The organism is Candidatus Poriferisodalis sp. (assembly GCF_965205175.1).
Lineage (GTDB): Bacteria > Actinomycetota > Acidimicrobiia > Acidimicrobiales > Poriferisodalaceae > Poriferisodalis.
Map to the genome: position 1 here is coordinate 701,112 of NZ_OZ242038.1, position 19,757 is coordinate 720,868.

12 protein-coding genes are annotated in these 19,757 nt (G+C 66.2%); 7 read left to right on the forward strand and 5 right to left on the reverse strand.

Translation table 11 applies throughout. From position 1 onward, the window contains the following. Positions 1-18: 18 nt before the first annotated feature. The 3 genes from ACOGI4_RS03000 to ACOGI4_RS03010 all read left to right on the forward strand — a co-directional run bounded on the left by ACOGI4_RS03000 (position 19) and on the right by ACOGI4_RS03010 (position 7,413). A complete protein-coding gene (locus ACOGI4_RS03000; RefSeq protein WP_419842455.1) occupies positions 19-3,786 on the forward strand; it encodes a hydantoinase B/oxoprolinase family protein in 3,768 nt (1,255 codons plus the stop codon). Continuing rightward, the gene (locus tag ACOGI4_RS03005; RefSeq protein ID WP_419842456.1) at positions 3,779-5,017 is read left to right on the forward strand and encodes an acyl-CoA dehydrogenase family protein; all 1,239 of its coding nucleotides are present in this window, start codon (positions 3,779-3,781) and stop codon (positions 5,015-5,017) included. Before ACOGI4_RS03000 ends, ACOGI4_RS03005 begins: the two co-directional genes overlap by 8 nt. A 194-nt stretch (positions 5,018-5,211) precedes the next feature. Beyond that, complete coding sequence (locus ACOGI4_RS03010) at positions 5,212-7,413, forward strand: beta-propeller domain-containing protein (protein ID WP_419842457.1); 2,202 nt, start codon at positions 5,212-5,214, stop codon at positions 7,411-7,413. Positions 7,414-8,030: 617 nt separating this feature from the next. Here the strand turns inward: ACOGI4_RS03010 and ACOGI4_RS03015 are convergent. From ACOGI4_RS03015 to ACOGI4_RS03030, 4 genes are all read right to left on the reverse strand, one after another. Then, complete coding sequence (locus tag ACOGI4_RS03015) at positions 8,031-9,008, reverse strand: hypothetical protein (protein WP_419842458.1); 978 nt, start codon at positions 9,006-9,008, stop codon at positions 8,031-8,033. Positions 9,009-9,478: 470 nt separating this feature from the next. Beyond that, positions 9,479-10,540: a hypothetical protein gene (locus ACOGI4_RS03020; protein ID WP_419842459.1), complete on the reverse strand. Its 1,062-nt coding sequence runs from the start codon at positions 10,538-10,540 to the stop codon at positions 9,479-9,481. 166 nt (positions 10,541-10,706) lie between these two features. After that, positions 10,707-12,134 (reverse strand): trypsin-like serine protease, encoded by a 1,428-nt coding sequence (locus ACOGI4_RS03025; protein ID WP_419842460.1) that lies wholly within the window; start codon positions 12,132-12,134, stop codon positions 10,707-10,709. Between the two features lie 1,601 nt (positions 12,135-13,735). Then, positions 13,736-14,005, reverse strand: coding sequence for a hypothetical protein (locus ACOGI4_RS03030; RefSeq protein ID WP_419842461.1), 270 nt, complete (start codon positions 14,003-14,005; stop codon positions 13,736-13,738). Between the two features lie 402 nt (positions 14,006-14,407). On the opposite strand from ACOGI4_RS03030, the gene ACOGI4_RS03035 reads away from it, so the two are divergent. From ACOGI4_RS03035 to ACOGI4_RS03050, 4 genes are all read left to right on the forward strand, one after another. Beyond that, the gene (locus ACOGI4_RS03035; RefSeq protein WP_419842462.1) at positions 14,408-15,475 is read left to right on the forward strand and encodes a PAC2 family protein; all 1,068 of its coding nucleotides are present in this window, start codon (positions 14,408-14,410) and stop codon (positions 15,473-15,475) included. Positions 15,476-15,499: 24 nt separating this feature from the next. Next, positions 15,500-16,606, forward strand: coding sequence for a chorismate synthase (aroC, locus tag ACOGI4_RS03040; protein WP_419842463.1), 1,107 nt, complete (start codon positions 15,500-15,502; stop codon positions 16,604-16,606). Between the two features lie 95 nt (positions 16,607-16,701). After that, positions 16,702-17,442, forward strand: a complete 741-nt coding sequence (locus ACOGI4_RS03045) for a sulfite exporter TauE/SafE family protein (protein ID WP_419842464.1) — start codon at positions 16,702-16,704, stop codon at positions 17,440-17,442. A 132-nt stretch (positions 17,443-17,574) separates the two neighbouring features. Further along, the gene (locus ACOGI4_RS03050; protein WP_419842465.1) at positions 17,575-18,729 is read left to right on the forward strand and encodes a MalY/PatB family protein; all 1,155 of its coding nucleotides are present in this window, start codon (positions 17,575-17,577) and stop codon (positions 18,727-18,729) included. Between the two features lie 20 nt (positions 18,730-18,749). Here the strand turns inward: ACOGI4_RS03050 and ACOGI4_RS03055 are convergent, their stop codons facing one another. Continuing rightward, positions 18,750-19,574 (reverse strand): SURF1 family protein, encoded by an 825-nt coding sequence (locus ACOGI4_RS03055; RefSeq protein WP_419842466.1) that lies wholly within the window; start codon positions 19,572-19,574, stop codon positions 18,750-18,752. Positions 19,575-19,757 lie beyond the last annotated feature (183 nt).

Consider the following 19,757-nt stretch of genomic DNA (forward strand, 5'->3'; position numbering starts at 1 on the left):
CCGCTGCATAGGTCCGCGGTGAGAGGTTCCGGAGCGCTTGAGGCAGACGTGTGGGACTTCTGGATCGACCGTGGGGGCACGTTCACCGACGTGGTCGCGCGGCGGCCCGACGGCAGCCTCGTCACGCACAAGCTGCTGAGCGAAGACCCGCGGCGCTACGACGATGCCGCCACCGCCGCCGTAGCGGACATGCTCGGCGTGCCGCGCGGCATGCCGCTGCCGCGAACGCGGATCGGTTCAGTGAAGATGGGCACCACCGTCGCCACGAATGCGCTGCTGCAGCGGCGCGGCACACCGACGCTGCTGGTGACCACTGCGGGGTTCGGCGACGTGCTGCGCATCGGGTACCAGACCAGGCCGCATCTGTTCCAGCTGGACATCGTGCTGCCCGAGATGCTGTACACCGAGGTGCTCGAAGTGGAAGAGCGCGTGACGGCCGACGGCACCGTGCTGTGTCCGCTGAACCTGTCCGCGGCCATTGTCGGCTTGGCCGCGGCGCGTGAGCGCGGCATCGACGCCGCCGCCATCGTGCTGGTGCACGGCTACCGCCACACCGAACACGAGGCGGCACTAGCACAAGCGGCACGCGATGTCGGCTTCGCGCAGGTCTCGGCCAGCCACGAGGTGGATCCGTTGGTCAAGATGGTGCCGCGCGGCGACACCACAGTGGCAGACGCCTACTTGTCCCCGCTGCTGCGCCGCTACGTCGACGCGGTGGCGTCGAGCATCGGCGCGCACGAAGCAGCTGCGTCACATGCTGACGAAACAGGTCCGCGCCTGCAGTTCATGCAGTCCAACGGCGGCTTGGCGGACGCTCGTCGCTTTCGCGGCCGCGACGCGCTGCTGTCCGGCCCGGCAGGCGGGGTGGTGGGCATGGCTCGCGTCGGCCAGGCGGCAGGCTTCGAGCGCCTGATCGGCTTCGACATGGGCGGAACTTCCACCGATGTCTCGCACTTCGCCGGGGCGTTCGAGCGTGCGCACGAGACGGACATCGCCGGCATCCGCGTCCGCACGCCCATCATGGACATGAACACCGTGGCGGCCGGCGGCGGCTCGGTGCTGAGTTTCGACTGCAGTCGTCTGCGGGTCGGCCCGGAGTCCGCGGGTGCAGACCCCGGTCCGGCCGGCTACGGCAACGGCGGTCCGCTCGCGCTCACTGACGCCAACGCAGTGCTGGGCCTGATTCGACCCGAGTACTTCCCCGCAGTGTTCGGCGACGAGGGCACCGAGCCGCTGGACGTCGACGCAGCGGCTCGCGCCATGGCTGACATCGCCGAGCAGATCGCGCAGGCGACCGGCGTGCGGCGCAGTGCTGTCGAGGTCGCGTTCGGGTACGGCGAGATCGCCGCGGAGAACATGGCCAATGCCATCCGCAAGATCAGCACCGAGCGCGGTCACGACATCACCGCGTACACGCTGGTGTGCTTCGGCGGCGCGGGAGGCCAGCACGCGTGCCGGGTTGCCGACCGGCTCGGCATCACCACGATCCTGGTTCACCCCCACGCCGGCGTGCTGTCAGCTCTGGGCATCGGCTTGGCCGACGTCACCGAGCTGCGTGCCGAGCCGGTCGAAGCCGCGCTGGACGATGCCCTCATGGCCAGGCTGCGCGGACGGCTCGACGCCGCGAGGCCGGTCATGGCCGCGGCGGTCGAGGCTGCCGGGGTGCCGGCAGACCGCACCGAGGTGACTGGACAGCTGGCTGTGCGCTACGCCGGTTCGGACACGTCGCTGATGGTGCCGTTCGGCGCCGCTGCCGATGTGGCAGCCGCATTCGAGGCGGCGCACCGGACGCGCTTCGGCTTCAGCCCGCCAAGCGAAGGGGAGGCCACAGTGGAGCTGGTAGTGGACGCCCTGCACATCGAGGCGCGCGGCTGGGCCGACGATCCTCCTCCACCGGCGGAACCAGCGGACCTGCGTGAAGCGCTGCTCGCCACCCATGTCACCTACATGGGTACCGAAGCCGGCGCAGCCGATGAGCACGTGCCCGACGACGAGCCGCCGCCGGCCGCTTGCGCTCCGTACCGCACCCCGTTCTGGGATCGCACCGCGTTGGCGGCGGGCACCGTGTTCGACGGCCCCGCCGTGGTCGTGGAGCCGAACGCCACCACCGTGGTCGAGCCGGGCTGGAGCGCTACGGTCACCGACCGCGGTGACCTCGTGCTCGAACGCGTCGCGTCGCGGCCGGGCAGCGCTGCGGTCGGCACTGCGGTGGACCCGGTGCAGCTGGAGATCTTCAACAATCTGTTCATGAACATCGCGGAGCAGATGGGCGTGGTGCTCGAGCACACGGCCGTCTCGGTGAACATCAAGGAACGGCGTGACTTCAGCTGCGCGCTCTTCGATTCGGCAGGCCGGCTGGTGGCCAACGCGCCGCACTTGCCGGTGCATCTCGGCTCGATGAGCGAGTCGATCCGCACCGTCATCGAGCAGAACCCGAACATGGCGCCCGGCGACGTCTTCGTGCTCAACAACCCCTACAACGGCGGTACGCACCTGCCCGACATCACCGTTGTGCGGCCGGTGTTCGACGCTTCGGGCACACAATGCGACTTCTATGTGGCCTCGCGTGGCCACCACGCCGACATCGGCGGTTGCGTGCCCGGCTCGGCGCCGGCGGACTCGACGGTCATCGACGAGGAAGGGCTCGTCTTGGACAACCTCCAGATCGTGGCCGCCGGCCGCTTTCGCGAACGCGAGGTCCGCGAGGCCCTCGCAGCCGGCCCGTGGCCTGCACGCAACCCGGACCAGAACATCGCCGACCTGCGTGCCCAGATCGCCGCGTGCGAGCGCGGGGCCGCGGAACTGGCACGCATCGTGGCGTACTACGGACTGGACACGGTGCGTGCCTACATGGGCCACGTGGCTGACAACGCCACCGAGATGGTGCGACGAGTCATCGACGCGCTCGCCGATGGCAGCTTCCGCATGGAGCTCGACGACGGCAGCGCCATCTGCGTGCGCATCAGCGTGGACGCAGCGAACCGCAGCGCCGCGGTCGACTTCACCGGCACCAGTGGACAGCATCCGGGCAACTTCAACGCCCCGGTCGCTGTGTGCCGCTCCGCCGTGCTGTATGTGTTCCGCTGCATGGTCGACGACGACATTCCGCTCAATGCCGGCTGCTTGGTGCCCCTCGAGTTGGTGGTGCCCGATCCCTCCATGCTGTCTCCGCACCCGCCGGCTGCAGTCATCGCCGGCAACGTCGAGACCTCCCAGCAGATCACCGATGCGCTGTTCGGCGCGCTCGGCGTGGTGGCCGCCTCTCAGGGCACCATGAACAACGTCATCTGGGGCAACGCTTGCCATCAGTACTACGAGACGATCTGCGGCGGCGCGGGTGCCACCCCGTGCCGTGCCGGTGCAGATGCCGTGCATACGCACATGACCAACACGAGGCTCACCGACCCGGAGATTCTGGAGCAGCGCCACCCAGTGCTGCTCGAGCGGTTCGAGATTCGCCGCGGCTCGGGCGGCTCGGGCGCGAACCGGGGCGGCGACGGCGTGGTGCGGCGAGTTCGCTTCGGCGAGCCGATGACGGTGAACCTGCTCACGAGCCGCCGCCGGATAGCGCCGTTCGGCGCGGCCGGCGGCGAGCCCGGCGCGCTGGGCCGCAATCTGCTCGAACGCGTCGACGGCACCGTGACCGAGCTGGGGGGCTGCGCGCGGGTCGAGGTTGCGGCGGGAGACGTGATGGAGATACGCACTCCCGGCGGGGGCGGCTACGGCGCGGCGCGAACGCCGACCCAGCCTGCGGCGAAGGAGAGAGGCGGCATGACCGATGAGTGATCCGGCCGGCGCAGCAGCCGAGGCCGGCGTGTTGACGCCCGAGCGGGCCGAGCTGGTGGCCCGCATGGCCGCGCTGGGACCGAAGTTTGCCGAACGGGCCCCGACCCATGACCGCGACGCCAGTTTTCCCCACGAGAACTGGGAGGATCTCGCAGGCGCCGGTTTCCTCGGGCTCTGCGTGCCTGCGCATGCCGGCGGACTGGGGGCGGACTTCGTCGGGTACGCGCTGGTAGCCGAGGAAATGGGCCGTCACTGCGCCACCACGGCGCTGACGTTCAACATGCACACGGCGACGGCGCTGCTGGCCGGACCGATCGCTGACGCGCTGCTCGCCGGAGGCCGCGGCACGGCCCTGGACCCTGACGGCACCATGGCCGCGCACCTCGACGCGACCCGCCCCGGACTGTGGGAGGGCATGGTTTACGGCCGGATGATTCACTCCCAGCCGTTCTCCGAAGGTCAGGCACCTGGCGCTCGCTCGGGGTTCAGCACCCGTGCGGTGCCCACAGACGGCGGCTATCTGGTGACCGGTCGCAAGATCTTCGCGTCGCTCAGCGGTGCTGCCCATGTACACAACGTGCTCGCACTGGTGGACGGCGACCCTCGCCTGCGGCTGCTCGGCGTGCCGGCCGGTGCCGACGGCGTCGAGATCGTCGGCGACTGGGACCCGATCGGCATGCGCGGCACCGACTCGCGCACGCTGGTGATGGACGAGGTGTTCGTGCCTGCCGCCAACGAGGTGCTGCCACCGGGGATGTTCAACGCCATGATCTCGGGCTTTCCGCAGTTCTACATGAGCCTGACGTTCAGCTATCTCGGGCTGATGCGCGCCATTCTCGATACCACGCGCACCTATCTGCGCGGCGAATCCGGCGTGAAGGCGGCGCGCGATCATCCGATCAAGCAAACCGGCTGGGCGCAGCTGCAGCTGCTCTACGACCGGGCGCAGTCGCTGACCTACCGGGTGCTCGGCGAGATCGGCGCCGACCCGACCCCGCAGCAGCTGCGCCGGGCGCATGCGGCAACGATCACGACGATGGAGAGCGCTCCGGAGATGGCCTCTCTCGCGCTGCGGACCTGTGGCGGCCGCTCGCTGCTGCGGCCGGGCCGGCTGGAGCAGCACTACCGCGACGCCCGCTGCGGGGCGACGATGCTGCCGTGGAGTGTGGAGGAACTGCTGGTGCGCCTCGGCCGCAACGGTCTCTATGACGAGGCGAAACGCAGGAGCTGAAGGTCGTGAGCCGGGCAGCCGCACCATCTGTCACCACAATGAAACGCGACTGCCGGAACCGCCGACACGCGCACGGAGTCGTGTGATTGATGAGACGCATACCCATGAACCCACTTCGGACGACCGACCCAAGCGCCGTATCTGTCCTGAGCACGCCCGCCCGGCGCGCCCGTGCCCGCCCGCGCCTCTGGCGTGTGCTCGGCGCACTGGCGGCGCTGATCCTGTTGGCTGCGGCCTGCACGAGCGATGACAGCGCGTCGCGTGACGTGGCGGCGGCGACCACTGGCGCAGATGCCGACGACGGCGAGCCGACCGAGGTTCCCGGCGAGCAGGACGGGTCCACGCGCAGTTCGTTCGATCTTGAGGCAGACAATGACGACCTCGTCGGTGCTGCATCGGCGGGTGCCGCGAACGCCGATGTCGCCGGCGGCAGCGGGAGCGCACTGTCCGGCGTCGCCGAAGCCGCATCGCTGCAGCGCTTCGACGAATGCGCCGCGGTGCTGGGCTACGTGCATGAGCACGCCGCCCGCGCTGTCGGCCCGTGGGGTCTGGGCGACGGCGCACTCGGTTCCGGCATGGACATGGCGGAGTCCGCCGATGAGGCTGCGGCGGGCGACTTGGCGGCGCAGCGATCCGGCGTCGACTACAGCACGTCCAACGTGCAGGAAGCCGGCATCGACGAACCTGCTGCGATCAAGACCGACGGTCGGCGAGTGGTGGTCGCCAGCGGCAGTCAGGTGCATGTCGTCGACGTGACCGGCACCTCGCCGGTGCTGGTGGGGTCGGTGGATCTGCAACAGCAGCATGTCGAGCGGCTGTTGCTGCACGGCGATCGGGTGCTGGCGTTCGGTGAGACTTGGGATCGCATTGATGCCGATGATGCGCCGCAACGGGACTGGGGGTCGGTATTGCGAATCGTCGAAATCGACCTCAGCGGTGCGGTGCCGCGAGTCGCTCGGCACTTGGAGATCGAAGGCAATGTCGTCGGCGCGCGCATGGTCGATGGCGTGGTGCGCATTGTGACCAGCTCGCAGCCGCGGGCGATGATTCCGTGGGCTGTCCCCGAGTCGGGCCGCAGCGAAGGCCGCGAGCGGGCGACTGCGAAGAACCGCGAACTGATCTCCGAAACGGGTGTGGACCACTGGCTGCCTCGCTTCGCGTTGCGCGACGCAGCGGGTGCAGTCGTGGCCGCCGACCGGCTCGTTGCGTGCGATCGCGTGTGGGCGCCGCCGGATTACGCCGGCGTGGGCACGCTCAGCGTCACCACGCTCGACATTGCTGCTCGCGGGCTCGCCGGGCCGATCGACACCACCTCGATCATGGCTGACGGCACCACCGTGTACGCCTCGCCCCGCAGCCTCTACGTGTCCACGACGCGCTGGCTCGACCCGGACGAGCAGCCGACCGGCGCTGCCGATGCGGGCGCGTCTGTGGACACCGAAGTTCACATGTTCGACACGACCCAGCCGGCGTCGACGACGTACGTCGGCTCCGCATCGGTCCCTGGCACTGTGCTCAACCAGTACTCGATGTCTGAGCACGAAGGCCATCTGCGGGTCGCAACGACGACTGCCCCGCCGTGGCAGCCCGGCGGCACTCCAGACTCCGAGAGTCTCGTGACGGTCTTGGCGGCGAGCGCTGACGGGCTCGAGCAGGTCGGTCAGGTCGGGGGGCTGGGTCTGGGCGAGCGCATCTATGCGGTGCGCTATCTGGGCGATGTTGCGGCGGTGGTGACGTTCCGACAAGTGGATCCGCTGTATCTGCTGGACTTGTCCGATCCGTCTGCGCCTGAGGTGCGCGGCGAGCTGAAGATCACCGGCTACTCGGCGTACCTGCACCCGCTTGACGGCGACCTGCTGCTCGGCGTCGGCCAAGAAGCCACCGGCGACGGCGAGGCGATCGGCGCGCTGGTGTCGCTGTTCGACATCTCGGATCTCGACCAGCCAGCGCGCATCGACCACTGGATTGCCGAGCGCGGGTACAGCTTGGTGGAGTCCGACCCACTGGCGTTCCTGTACTGGCAGCCCAGCAGCGTGGCGGTGCTGCCGCTGGTGCAGGAGCCGTTCGACGACGCCGACGCGCCGCATTTCTTGGGCGCAGTGGTGCTGAGCACCGACGACCGGCGCCTGACCGAGCGTGCTCGCTTTAGCCACGCAGAGGCGGCACGTCGCAGCTGCAATGAGTCACGCGTCGTCACCGTCCTTCCCGACGGCGGCGAGGAAGCCGGTCCGTGGGAGCGCTACTGCTGGTTCGAGGCTGATTGGCCCGCGCAAGTGATCGCAAGTGCTGTTGCCGGCGGCAATCTGTACCTCGCGTCGCACAAGGCACTGGAAGCCGTGTCTCTGGAGTCCTTGGAGCGCACCGCACTCATCGAGTGGCCTGCCGTCCAAGAGTGATTCGGCATACGCGGCGCGGACACTGCTAAGGGTAGCGCTGCTTACGCGACGCTATCGCATAGACGCTCATGATGAGATGATTGCCGCCAAATGGGCTAGGCTGACCCATGCCTCCGGTCGAGCATATCTGCCGTCGAGATAGACACACTTGCCGTCAATGTGCAGGAATCCAGCAGCTGCACCCACAGCATGAACACTTGAAGCGGCTTGGGCGAATACACGTGACGAAATCCGAATGCAGGCTATGGCAGCACGTTGTCCGGATTCGGCTTCCCAACCCAGAGGGCTTCCGACATCGTCACAAAGGGCAGTGTTGTTGTTGGTATTGTCACCTCTGCGGTCGCAGCGCTCATTGACGGCTGAGTAGCCGCACCATGCGATCCAGTTTGACCGTCCGAGACCTGACCTGCCGATGAGCATGCGGCAAACAACACCGCACCCGCCACCACCAGTGCTAAGCTATTGGTGCGTGACCTCAACATGGCCGCGTCGAGCACTGCCCTGCACGAGACGAAGACAGCGGCTAGTCGATGGCATCCTACGTACTCGCCAGCGGAGCGCGCAGTGCGCTTGCGTTGTGATCCAAGGAGGGGTCTGCGGCGGATCGGGTACGGCCCTCAGAAGTCTCGGTCTGCCCATTCCCAGCTGACGGTGATGGGCACGGTGATGACGTTGTCCAAGTCGCGCTCGATCCCGTTCGCGAATGTGCCTTCATGTGGCCGGTATTCGCGGAAGGGCCTGGGCTCTGGTCGGTTACCGAAGCTGTCTCTGCGCACCACCGCTTCTACGTTCAGCGAGCTGGATCGGAAATCGATACGTGTTCTCGTGATTTCATAGGTCAGTTCGACTGGCCGCCCGTCGCTGTCCGAAGCTTCACGCAGCAGGATGATCCCGTGTCGGCCGGTGAGCTGATGTTGCGCCGATCTGAGCGCAACATAGCTGGTGCCAGCGCCGAGGCGGATTTCCACATCGTCGTGGGCAGCCGCTATAGCGGCAGCCGTCTCGTTGGGCGGTTCGTCTCCGATGAGTCGCAGCCACGCCAGGAACGACTCGCGTTGTACGTCTGTGAAAATGCCCCGTTCCGCACCGGGATCGGCATGATCGATACCCCAGCCGGCGGTCCGCTGAGGTTCTGCTGCGTGCAATTGTGCCAGCACGGATTCCAGTTCGAGCGCGCGATCTAGCCGACGTTTCGCTTCGGACGGCGGCACACCGTAGTTGCGTGAGTAGAAGGCAACGTTGCATGGGTAGCGATAGCGATGTTCACACGGCTGCAGCGAGTCTGTCGACATGATCGGGTGGTTGCCGCACGCAGCGCTGCGACCGCCGCGGCTTACTGCTTCGCCGACGATGACTTCGTCTCCCGTCGTGAGAGGTCCTTGGACATGCATTTGTCGATGCAGCCAGAACTCGTTGTTGGTTTCGTCGTACTGCACGAGGTTGCTCGGCAGGCTCAACACATAGCGCGAGAAATAGTCCGGCGAGTACAGGCCGTCGCGCCCATTGTCCAAGTACGCGCATTTGCCCACGATTCGCAGTGTGCCAGTTGCTTCCAGTCCATAGCCGCCCCATCCGTTAGGATCGGTAGTGCTCATTGCAACATACATCTCATGGAAGCTGCCCCACGGCAGCGAGAGGACGTTCTCGGCTCGTGGCCGTGTCGGGAATGTCGTGTACGTCGATGTCGGTGTCGCGGTGACCGATGCAGCGCCTGCATTGCTCGTAGTCGTAGCCGGCGCGCTGGAACCGGCCGGTGCTGCCGTTTCAGCTAACGGCCGAGACTCAAGCCCAGTGCGACTAGTGTTGGTGTTGGTCGCGCAGGCAACAACGAACACCAGCATCACGACGGCGGTAGCACGCGCCGGTATCTTGTGTACTCCGTCAAGTTGCATTTGAGGTCTCCAGTCGAGCCGGAGAGGGCTTGAGCGAGACGACCCGCCACGAGTCTTCGCTGACACCATGGCTACAACACCATCTAGAGTCCAGAAGTCAGCCGCATAATGTTCGTTCAAGTATCAGGCACGGGGATTAATCTGCTCGCAAGCGGTGGATGGTCGGGTCTTTGTCACGATGCGCTCGGCGCCCATTCCCAGCTGACGGAGATGGGCACGTCGACGATGTCTTGCAGTTGACTGATGATGTGAGCGGACAACTTGCCATCGCTTCCCGGATATCTTCTCTTGTCGCTGGGGCGGTTCTGTTGGACGTCCACGTGGATGCTCAGCCGATTGGCACGGTGGTCGATGAGTGACTCTGCTACTTCGTAGGCCCATTCCACCTGTCGCTCGCCGCCGGTGTCGATGGTTTCGCGCAGCCGAAGGATCCCTTGGTGACCACTGAGTCGATACTGTGCTGCTCTGAGCGCCGCATAGCTGGTGCCGGCGGCGAGGCGGATCTCCACATCGTCGTGGGCAGCGGCTATAGCGGTGGCAGCAGCGCCTGGCAGCTCGTCTCCGGTCAGCCACAGCCACGCCACGAACGACTCGTCGCAGGGTTCCTCTGTGTAGGTGCCCGATTCGCTCCTGCATCTGCCCCACTCGTCGGTGTACATGCTCCACGGATCGGCAAGGTCGATGCCCCAGCCAGCTGTGCGCCGCGGTTCCGTCGCGTGCATTGCTGCGAGTATGGCTTCCATTTCTGGGACGCGGTCCAGCCGCCGTTGCGCCTCCGACGGCAGCACACCGTGGTTGCGCGAGTAGAACGCGACATCACACGAGTAGTGAAAGCGGTCTTCGCAAAGTTCGAGTGATTCTGCCGTCATGATCGGGCGATTGCCGCACGCAGGGCTTTCCGTCCGTAGGTCCCGGAAATTGCGCGTGTAGACTTCACTTCCTGTCCGGAAGGGTCCTTGGACGTACACGCGTTGATGGAGCCAGAATTCTCTCGCAGTGTCGTCGTATTGTACCAAACCTTGAGGCAACGAGAGTACACTCTCACCGAAGTAGATGCATCTGTCCTCGACACGCAGCGCGCCCATTGCTTCGGAGAGCATTCCAATCTCTTCTGTCGCATTGCGGCGTTGGTGCGCCTCATGGAAATCTATCCACGGCAGCGGCAGGACGTTCGTGGGTTTCGGCTGCCAGAGAGCTTCGGTGGTGGTTGTCGCCAGCGTTGCTGCGGTCGTCACCGCAGCGGATGGTGCCGGAGCGCCGAGCCCGGAATTGTGAGCATCAGTCCTATCGGCGCATGCAGTCGCCAATGCCGGCAATACAGCCGCGACGCTACACCACAACCGAATTCCGGGCGCTGCATTCGCACTGCTACGTTGACGAACGAGCTCGCCGAACTTTGGACTATAGTACATCTGAAGGCCATCGCGTGACAACGCTGACGCCGAGCACAGCTTGAACTCGGCGGACACCGCTGAAGTAGATGGAGGAGTTAGCTGCATCGCATCCGTTGCCTCTGCGACCGCCATTGTGGATACCATAGGCTGCAGTACGCCTGAAGACGGGGCCTCCACTGTCGCCAGCACAGCTTCGCATGTCGCGACCAGAAGCTCGCACAAAGACACCACGACAGGCTGCTTTGTTCTCGCCACAACCGTCTGTGATGTTCGGCCTATGTTGCACGCTAGTGACCCTCCCACAGCTGTAGCCGGAATTGATGCCAGTGTGACATACTGGGTGGTCCATCATCAACAAGCGCCCCGGCCCGACACTGTCGATGGTGCAGGTGCGAACGGGGTCCGGATTTGTGCTGCAGCGAACCCGGTTGGTGACGGTGTGGCTGCGTGCAGTGGGGATTGAGTAGAAGGCAGCATCGACCCAACCGTTCCACGCGCGCTTCTCAAGCCTCAGATCAGCGCCTTGGGTTTCTGTTGTGTGTGTTTCGACGACGCCTACCTTGACAGTCGTCGACTTGCAATGCCCAGCGGTGATAATGCCGTACTGTGAGATAGTCTCGCCTGCTGTATTGGTAGTGCGGCGTCTGGCAGTAAACCCCGATGTGCAGTAATGTTCCTTGCGCTTACCGTTCTCGATCACTTCGCTGGTCGTTCGCCGGCCGCCTTCAAATGCGGCTTGGTTCTCGACTGGGTCGGCTGCGACGACGTTGTAGGGCAGTGCGATGTGCGGGGCGAGCAGATCGCGGAGTGCCGAAAGTGTCACCGTTGAGTCCGCATTGCCGCCGGTGCTACCGAAGGGCCCGAACGCACCGCCGGTTTCGAGGCCGCCGGGGACATCCGCCGGGCGGATCCGCGCGCGGTCGATACCGATCTCGAGCGCGTTAGCTCGCAGGTCCACATCGGTGTGGGTGACGAGATCGCTGAAGCGGCTCGATTCACCGTCGGCTGCGCCGGTATTGGCGACAGCGCCGACCGCTTCGCCGAAGCCGAAGCGCACCTGAGCTGCTGTGAGTGCTGCGAACGTGACTGCGGCGCCGGTGCGGATCTGCACGTCGTCATGTTGCGCGGCAATCGCTGCCGCCGCTGTGTTGGGCGGCTCGTCGCCGACCAGCCACACCCATGCGGTCATCGGCCCTTGATGGTCGATGCCCCACCCCGCGAGCCGCTGCGCTTCGAGTCCGTGCAGCTTCTCGGTGATGAGAGCCAGCGCCGGGATCCGATCCAGCCGCCGCTGCGCCTCAGCGAGCGAAACCGAGTATTCCGAAGCGTACGATGCTGCCTCCGGATCGTCCTCGGCGTTCGTCTCGCCTGCTGCGGTGTTTGCCTGTGCGCTGACTGGCATCAGCATCGACAGCGACATGACCAGTGCCAGCACGCCCGCTTGACGACGCTTCCGCCGGTGTCGTGGCGTGATGGATCTCGGTGTGCTGTCTCCGGAATGATGTCGGGGGCGGGGTCGCATGGTCCGTCTCCTTTCGAGCCGGAACGAGACTCGAGCGGGACGACCAGCCACGAGCCATCGCTGATCATCTGCCTAGCACACATCCCAGCACAATGGAAGTCACCCCGAACGTCGGCGCCGCACGACCTCGTGCTCTGTCCGGCGCCGAGCCGCCGATGCGTTGGCGCACGCTCTGCGACGTCGTGGCCGCCATTGCCCAAGAATTCGGTCGCCAGATGGTCGTGACCCTCAGGGCGATGGCTGCAGGCCTGCCGCGCTCGCGTTCTTTTGCCGGAAATGGTAGCGCTGCATTCGTCGAGTGGTCTACCACTCAAGCATGAGTCGTCACGCGACTGCGTAGCGGCGAACCAATCTTGGCTTGCGCTGTCAACGCAATTCTATAGACATAGCGCTGATAATGGGATAACTGCTACAGAAAGGGCTTGTCCATTGTCGCCCGTGCAGACCATAAAGGGCTATTGCGGTGCCAGTAGTGAAGGGACCTTCAACATGCGTGCGATGATGAAACCATAGCTCGTGCTTCTGCTGATCATATTGTACGAGATCCTGTGGCAATGCTAGCACGGATAGCCATTCATATTCTTCACCGTGCTCTTCGCGATCTAGCTTGGTACGATAGTAGAGGCACTTGCCGTCAATCTCCAGAATTCCGTCTGCTGGTCCCACCGAATGAACAGATGTGCCCGGTCGCCGCTTGTACACATGCCGAAATCTGAATGCTGGCAACGGCAGCAGCTGCTCCGGCTTCGGCACCCAAATAATGCCTGAAGTCGCGGAGGAAGGATGCGATGTTGTCGCCCGTATGGTTGAGTCTGTGATTGACGGATGAACTGCTGAGGCCTCAGAACGACTTTGGCCGCCTGACATCTCACCACCGGATGAGCAGGCACCCAAGGTCAACGCAACGGCGACTGCCCATGCTGCGAATCGCAAGTGTGGCATCTATGTAGTGGCCTAGCGGCTATGCGCGTGGGGTCTGGTCCGCTACACCGCCCCAGACGGCGACGCAGTAACCACGGAGACACCCAATAGGGTCTCGACAAGTCGAATCGGACTGAAGAAGGCGAATGAAGTAGGTGCATTGCATGGTGAACCTGTTGCGGCACCCTTGTGGATTCCGTAAGCTGCCGTTTGGCTATAGATTGGACCTCCGCTGTCGCCTAGACATGCTCTCAATCGTGGACCGGAGATGCGAACGAAAACAGCACCGCAAGAGCGTCCATTCGCGGCACAGCCGCTTGGCACATTTGGTTGATATCTCACATGATCTACACGCCCACAACTCATCCCTGAGCGCGCTCCCATCTGACAAACATAATCATCTTTCATACGCAGCCGGCTGGGCCCGACTCTGTCTATTGTGCAGCTTCGAGCTGTTTCAGCATAGATGATTTTGCTGCACCGAATCTTGTTGGTGACCGTATGGCCTTCATTCGCGGGGATCGAATAGAATGCAGCATCTGTGCTCACATTCCATTGACTGCGTACAAGTTCCAACCGTGTCCCTTGAGTCGTCAGGAATGCCACTTTCTTCCCGTTCTCATGCCGCACCGTCGGTCGGCGATGGCCTCGGCAGCTTCACTTGGCGGTTCGTCGCCGACCAGCCACACCCATGCGGTCATCGGTCCGTGATGGTCGATGCCCCACCCGGCGATGCGCCCGCTTTCCGCGGCATGCAGCTTGCCCGTGATCTGCTGCAATTCGGGTATTCGGTCGAGACGGCGCTGAGCTTCAGCATGCGTGACCGAGAAATCCAGCGCACAGGAGACAGCCACCGGATGCATCGCCGTTTGTGGCGTCCTTGCATCTGTATCCGCGGCGGCGACGGCTTGGGCACCGGCTGGCGTTAGTGCCGTCAGCGACATGACCAGTGCAAGCACACACGCTCGTCGGCGCTTCCGCCAGCATGGTTACGTCCTACGTTTTGGCGTGCTGTCTCTGGACTGACGTTGCGGGCGGCGTTGCATGGACCGTCTCCTTTCGAGCCGGAACGAGACTCGAGCGGGACGGCCCGCCACGAGCCTTCGCTGACCATCTGCCTAGCACACATCCCGTCGCAATGGCAGTCGCCCCGAACGTCGGCGCCCGCCCGCCGCGCTGGTGTCGTGTCGAACGATGGCCACTGGGCGGCAGCCCGCCGCGCAATCAAGGGCGTGACGGGCCCGCGCGTCGGCCATAGTGATGCCGTGACCGAACCCGAACATGTGGCCGACGAGCAGATGGTCGTTTGGGAAGGCTCGCCGAATCTGCGCCAGCCGCTCCTGCTGGTGGCGTTCGAGGGCTGGTTCGACGCCGGAGAATGCGCCACCGGAGCACTGGCGTGGATGCGTGAGCGCAGCGAAGCACGGCGGGTGTGCCACATCGACCCCGAGGAGTTCTTCGACTTCCAGGAGAGCCGCCCCCACATCGAGATCGCCTCCGACGGTGAACGCCGTATTCGCTGGCCCGCCATCGAATGCCATGTCGTGCCGGCAGCGCCGCCGCATGACCTCGTGCTCATGTCCGGCGTCGAACCGCGGATGCGCTGGCGCACGCTCTGCGACGGGGTGGCTGCTATCGCGCGGCAACTCGACTGCCAGATGGTCGTGACCCTCGGGGCGATGGTCGCGGGCGTGCCGCACTCGCGCCCGTCGGCGGTGAAGGGCAGTGCAGCGAACGGCGAGCTGGCAGCCCGTCTCGGCCTCGACCGCCCCACCTACCAAGGACCCACCGGCCTCATCGGCACGCTGCACGACACACTGGACCGAGCCTCGCTGCCGGTGGTGTCCCTGCGGGTCGGGGTGCCTCACTACGTCGCCGGCCCGCCGAACCCCAAAGGCACGCGGGCCCTGCTAGCGCACATCGAGCAGGTCACGGGCGTGCGAACCGGCTACCGCGAGCTGGACCGCAGCGTGGAGCTGTGGGAGCAACGGGTGGACGAAGCGGTGGCCCGCGACCCCGAGATCGTCGCCTACATCCGCCAGCTCGAAGACGAGGCCGACCGCGGTTCGCACGAGCATCTGCCGAGCGGCGACGACCTCGCCGCCGAGTTCCAGAAGTTCTTGGCCGAACAAAGCGCCCAGACAGGCGCGTCGCCCTCAGGCGGCGAGGACGCGGCAGTCCCTGACGCGCCACGCAGCGGCCCCTCAGACAGCGACACCGCCGACCGCGACCCATGCGACGGCCGAGCCTCAGGCAACGCCACGGGGAACGACGGCGCGGCCGCCGCCGCAGACGACGCCGAGGGCAACAACGGTCCCAGCCCGCAAGGCTGAGCACTGCCGTCGTAGGGTGCTGGCATGGGCGGCAGCACCTTCGGGGAGCGCTTCGCGGTCACCACCTTCGGCGAGTCGCACGGTGGCGCGCTGGGCGTAGTCATCGACGGCTGCCCGGCACGCATCGAGCTCAGCGAAGCCGACGTGCAGGCTGACTTGGACCGCCGCCGACCGGGCCAGAGCCGTTTGGTCACTCAGCGTGACGAGGCGGACCGGGTCAGCATCCACTCAGGCGTGTTCGAGGGCCTCACGTTGGGCACGCCGATCGGGATGACAGTGGCCAACACCGATGCGCGGCCCGGCGCGTACGCCGACATGGTCGACCTCTACCGCCCGAGCCACGCTGACTACACCACCGAAGCCAAGTACGGCATCCGCAGCTGGCAGGGCGGCGGCCGGGCCTCAGCACGCGAGACCGTGGGCCGTGTAGCGGCGGGGGCGGTGGCTCGCAAGATGTTGGCCGCTGCCGGTGCCGAGGTGCTGGGCTGGGTCAGCGCGGTGCGTGACATCGTCGCCGAGGTCGACCCTGCCGAGGTGACACGAGAAGCCGTGGAGGCACACCCCACCCGTTGTCCGGACCCGGCTGCGGCGGCCCGCATCGCCGAAGCCATCGAGGCCGTGCGCCGCGACGGGGACTCTGTGGGCGGAGTGGTCACCTGCGTGTCGCGCGGAGTGCCGCCAGGCTTGGGCGAACCAGTGTTCGACAAGCTGGACGCAGAGCTGGCCCGTGCGGTGATGTCGCTGCCCGCCGCCAAAGGAATCGAGATCGGCAGCGGCTTCGCGGGCACGTTGATGACCGGACGCACCCATAACGACGAGTTCGCGCCTGGCCCCCACGGGCGGCCGGTGGTGTTGACCAACCGCAGCGGCGGCATCCAGGGCGGCATCAGCAACGGCGCCGACATCGTGCTGCGGGTGGCCTTCAAGCCCACTGCCACCATCGCCAGCCAGCAGCGCACCGTGACGCGCCAAGGCGAGCCGACCGTGCTGGCGGCCCGTGGACGTCACGACCCGTGCGTGCTGCCGCGGGCAGTGCCGATGGTCGAGGCGATGGTCTGCCTCGTGCTGGCCGACCACCTCCTGCGTCAGCAGACCACGCAGCTCGCACCCGGCTCTTCGCCGCGCGCGTAGCACCTGTCGATGCCTGCATGCAGTCCGCCGCATCGGGAATGGGAAGCCCGGCGCGTGCGGTGCGCCTGCGCCACCGCGCTCTAGGGCTGCCGCCGATGGCGCCAGGGCAGGTTGCGCTCGTCGCTGCAGCAGGCGTGGCGGCAGGCGTGGTGAATGCGATGGCGGGCGGCGGCTCGCTGCTGACGGTGAGCTTGCTCACGGTGGCGGGCGATCTCGGTGGTCTGGTCGCCAACGGCACGAACCGCATCGGCGTCGTGGTGCAGAACGTGGCCTCGGTCGCCGGATTCCGCTCCGAAGGCGTGTGGGGTCTGCGCCGATGCGTGCCGGTGCTGGTGCCCGCAGCAGCCGGCGCCGCGGTGGGCGCGTTCGCCGTGTCCAGCCTGCTCACCGACACCGCCTTCGAACAGGTCTTCGGCATCTTGATGGTGCCACTGCTGCTGCTGAGCCTGCGTCCGCCCAAGGTCAGCGGCGCCGACATGGTGTGGCCCAAGCCGCTGCGGGTCGCGCTGTTCTTCTCGATCGGTGCCTACGGCGGCGCCTTCCAGGCCGGCGTGGGCCTCATGCTGGTCTTGGCGTTGTCCCACGCCGGGCTGGACTTGGTGAACGCCAACGCGGTCAAGGTGGTGGTGATCGCCGTGCTGACGTCGGTGGCGGTACCGGTGTTCATCTGGAACGACCAAGTGCACTGGGGGCTGGCCATCGTGGTCGCCGCAGGCTTCGCCGCCGGCGGCTGGCTCGGCGCCAGATGGGCAGTGCGCGGCGGCGAACGGCTCATCCGGCCCGTGCTGATCGTTGCCGTCCTCGGCCTCGCTGGCCGCATGATCGGCCTGTACTAGCCCGAGGCGGAGAGCGCCGCTTAGGGTGCGGCCAGCTGTCACGAACCGGGACGCCGAGCCGATCGGCCGTCCGACCACGCTGTCGGCAGTCGTGCCGCGCCACGGAGCGTTGCGGCCGCATAGGGTCGCTCCGTGATCTTCGACTTGGATTCTGATCGGGTTCGGCACCGACCGGGCATCAAGTGGGGGCGACAAGGACCCGACGTAGCCGCGGCTTGGGTCGCCGACATGGACTTGGAGATGCCGGCGCCGGTGCTCGCAGCGCTACGGGAGCGCATCGACTCCGGCGGCCTCGGCTACGACTTCTACGATCAGCCGATCCCCGTGCTGGACGTGTTCGCGAAGCGCATGGGCGAGGCGTTCGGCTGGCAGGTCGACTCGAGCGACACCGTGCGGGTTCACGATGTGATCCAGGGCTTGGAGCTGGCCATCACCGCATGCACGAAACCCGGCGAGGGCATCATCTTCCAGACCCCGGCATACCCGCCGTTCTTCTCCAGCGTGGAGGGGCACGGACGCCGGGTGGTAGCCAACCCACTCGTGCGCCACGACGCCGGCTGGCGGCTGGATGTGGACCATCTCGACGCGGTTGCTGCTGCGCCCGACGTGACCGCGGTGATCGTGTGCCAGCCGCACAACCCGTGCGGCGTGGTGCTCGATGCCGACGACATCGAAGCGCTGATCGACGTTGCCGAGCGCCGCGACCTGGTGGTCATCTCCGATGAGATTCACTGTGACCTCGTGTACCCGCCCATGCGGCATCTGCCAGTGGCCTCGGCGAGCGATCTGGCCGCGCAGCGGACAGTCACCGTCACTGCGGCCACGAAGTCGTTCAACATGGCGGGGCTGCGCATGGCCTTCCTGCACTCCGCTTCAGCCCGCTACGGCCCGGTCGTCCAGGCGATCCCCAAGCGGCTGATCGGCGGCATCGGCATCCTCGGCCAAGTAGCCACTGTCGCCGGCTGGACCGAGGCGTTGGACTGGCTGGACGAGCTGGTGACCGGCTTGGACCACAACCGGCATCTGCTGGCGGAACTGCTGGCCGAGCGGCTGCCGGAGGTGCGGTACCGGCCGCCCGACGCCACGTACCTGGCATGGCTGGACTGCCGCGAGCTGGGCCTCGGCGACGACCCGGCCGCCGCATTTTTGGAGCACGGCAAGGTGTACCTGAACTCTGGGCTCGATTTCGGGCCTGAGGGCGCAGGACACGTGCGGCTCAACTTCGCCACCTCGCCCCAGATGCTCGACGAGATCACCGCTCGCATGGCCGAAGCCCTAGGCCGCTGACCCGCCGTTGGCAGCAGTGCTCAGTTGTCGGCGATCTGTTCTGACTCGCCCTTGCGAGCTTGGTGGCGCAAGACCAGCGCGTAGCCGACCACGGCCACCAGCGCGAAGCTGAACCACTGAACCGTGTAACCCAAGTGGGGGCCGGCATCGAGTTCCGGTGGCGGCAAGGGCACCGGCTCAACGAAGCCGAGTTCGCCGTCGGCGCCGAATGCGCTGGCCGCGTTCGTGGTGTCTGTTGCCTCGATGTAGACCGGTGCCAAATCCAGAGCGGTCTGCTGGTCGATCCGCTCGACATCGGTTCTCGCCAGTGTGGCCAAGCGACCTTGGGCTGGATCGGTGGGACCAAGCAGCCCGCGTGTCTGGCTCAGCCGGATACGGCCTGCAATCTGGCTGGGCACCGCTCGTCGGGTCACGGCTGCATCGCCGTTTTCGACGTCGTGCAGCGACTCGCAAGCCTGCTGGCGCAGCCAGCCAGCGACCACCAGCACGCCGGAGGCATCGCCGCCGCGGGCGACAGCAACGGGCATGGCGAGATGGCAGCCGGCAAGACCGTTCAGGCTGCGATTGCGAATCAGCACGCGCTCGTCCCAGTTGACACCGGCCACCGGCAGCGTCACCGACCGGTACTCCAGTCCGCCCAGGGCATCCGCGTCCTGCACCGCCGCGAAGAATCCGCCGACATCGAGCGGTTCGGCATCCTGACGTTCGAGGGTCGCTGCGTTGCGCTCGCGCGTCTCGCCATGGCGGCCGTACTGCCACACGCCGGCGACGACGAAGACCACGAGCAGCACGCCCGCCAGCGCGTGCCCAGCCACCCAGCGCGGCGACCGCGCGAACCTGTACACCTCAGGCTCCCCGCGCTGCCGCCAGGCGCTGCGTGCAACCATCAGTCACACCGCGCACGCACCGAAACTACCGCCGACAGCCGAGGGACAGACGCCGTGATTTCAACAGACCAGATCACCGTGCCGATCATCGCTTACGACGCTCTCGTCACATCCCGCTGCGTAGCGTGAGAGCCATGTCTG

Excerpts from the sequence above, each read along its gene's own strand:
- ACOGI4_RS03005 (WP_419842456.1), top strand. The coding sequence starts at position 3,779 with ATGAGTGATCCGGCCGGCGCAGCAGCCGAGGCCGGCGTGTTGACGCCC.
- ACOGI4_RS03015 (WP_419842458.1), bottom strand. The coding sequence starts at position 9,008 with ATGAGCACTACCGATCCTAACGGATGGGGCGGCTATGGACTGGAAGCA.
- ACOGI4_RS03030 (WP_419842461.1), bottom strand. The coding sequence starts at position 14,005 with ATGCATCCGGTGGCTGTCTCCTGTGCGCTGGATTTCTCGGTCACGCAT.
- aroC (WP_419842463.1), top strand. The coding sequence starts at position 15,500 with ATGGGCGGCAGCACCTTCGGGGAGCGCTTCGCGGTCACCACCTTCGGC.
- ACOGI4_RS03045 (WP_419842464.1), top strand. The coding sequence starts at position 16,702 with ATGGCGCCAGGGCAGGTTGCGCTCGTCGCTGCAGCAGGCGTGGCGGCA.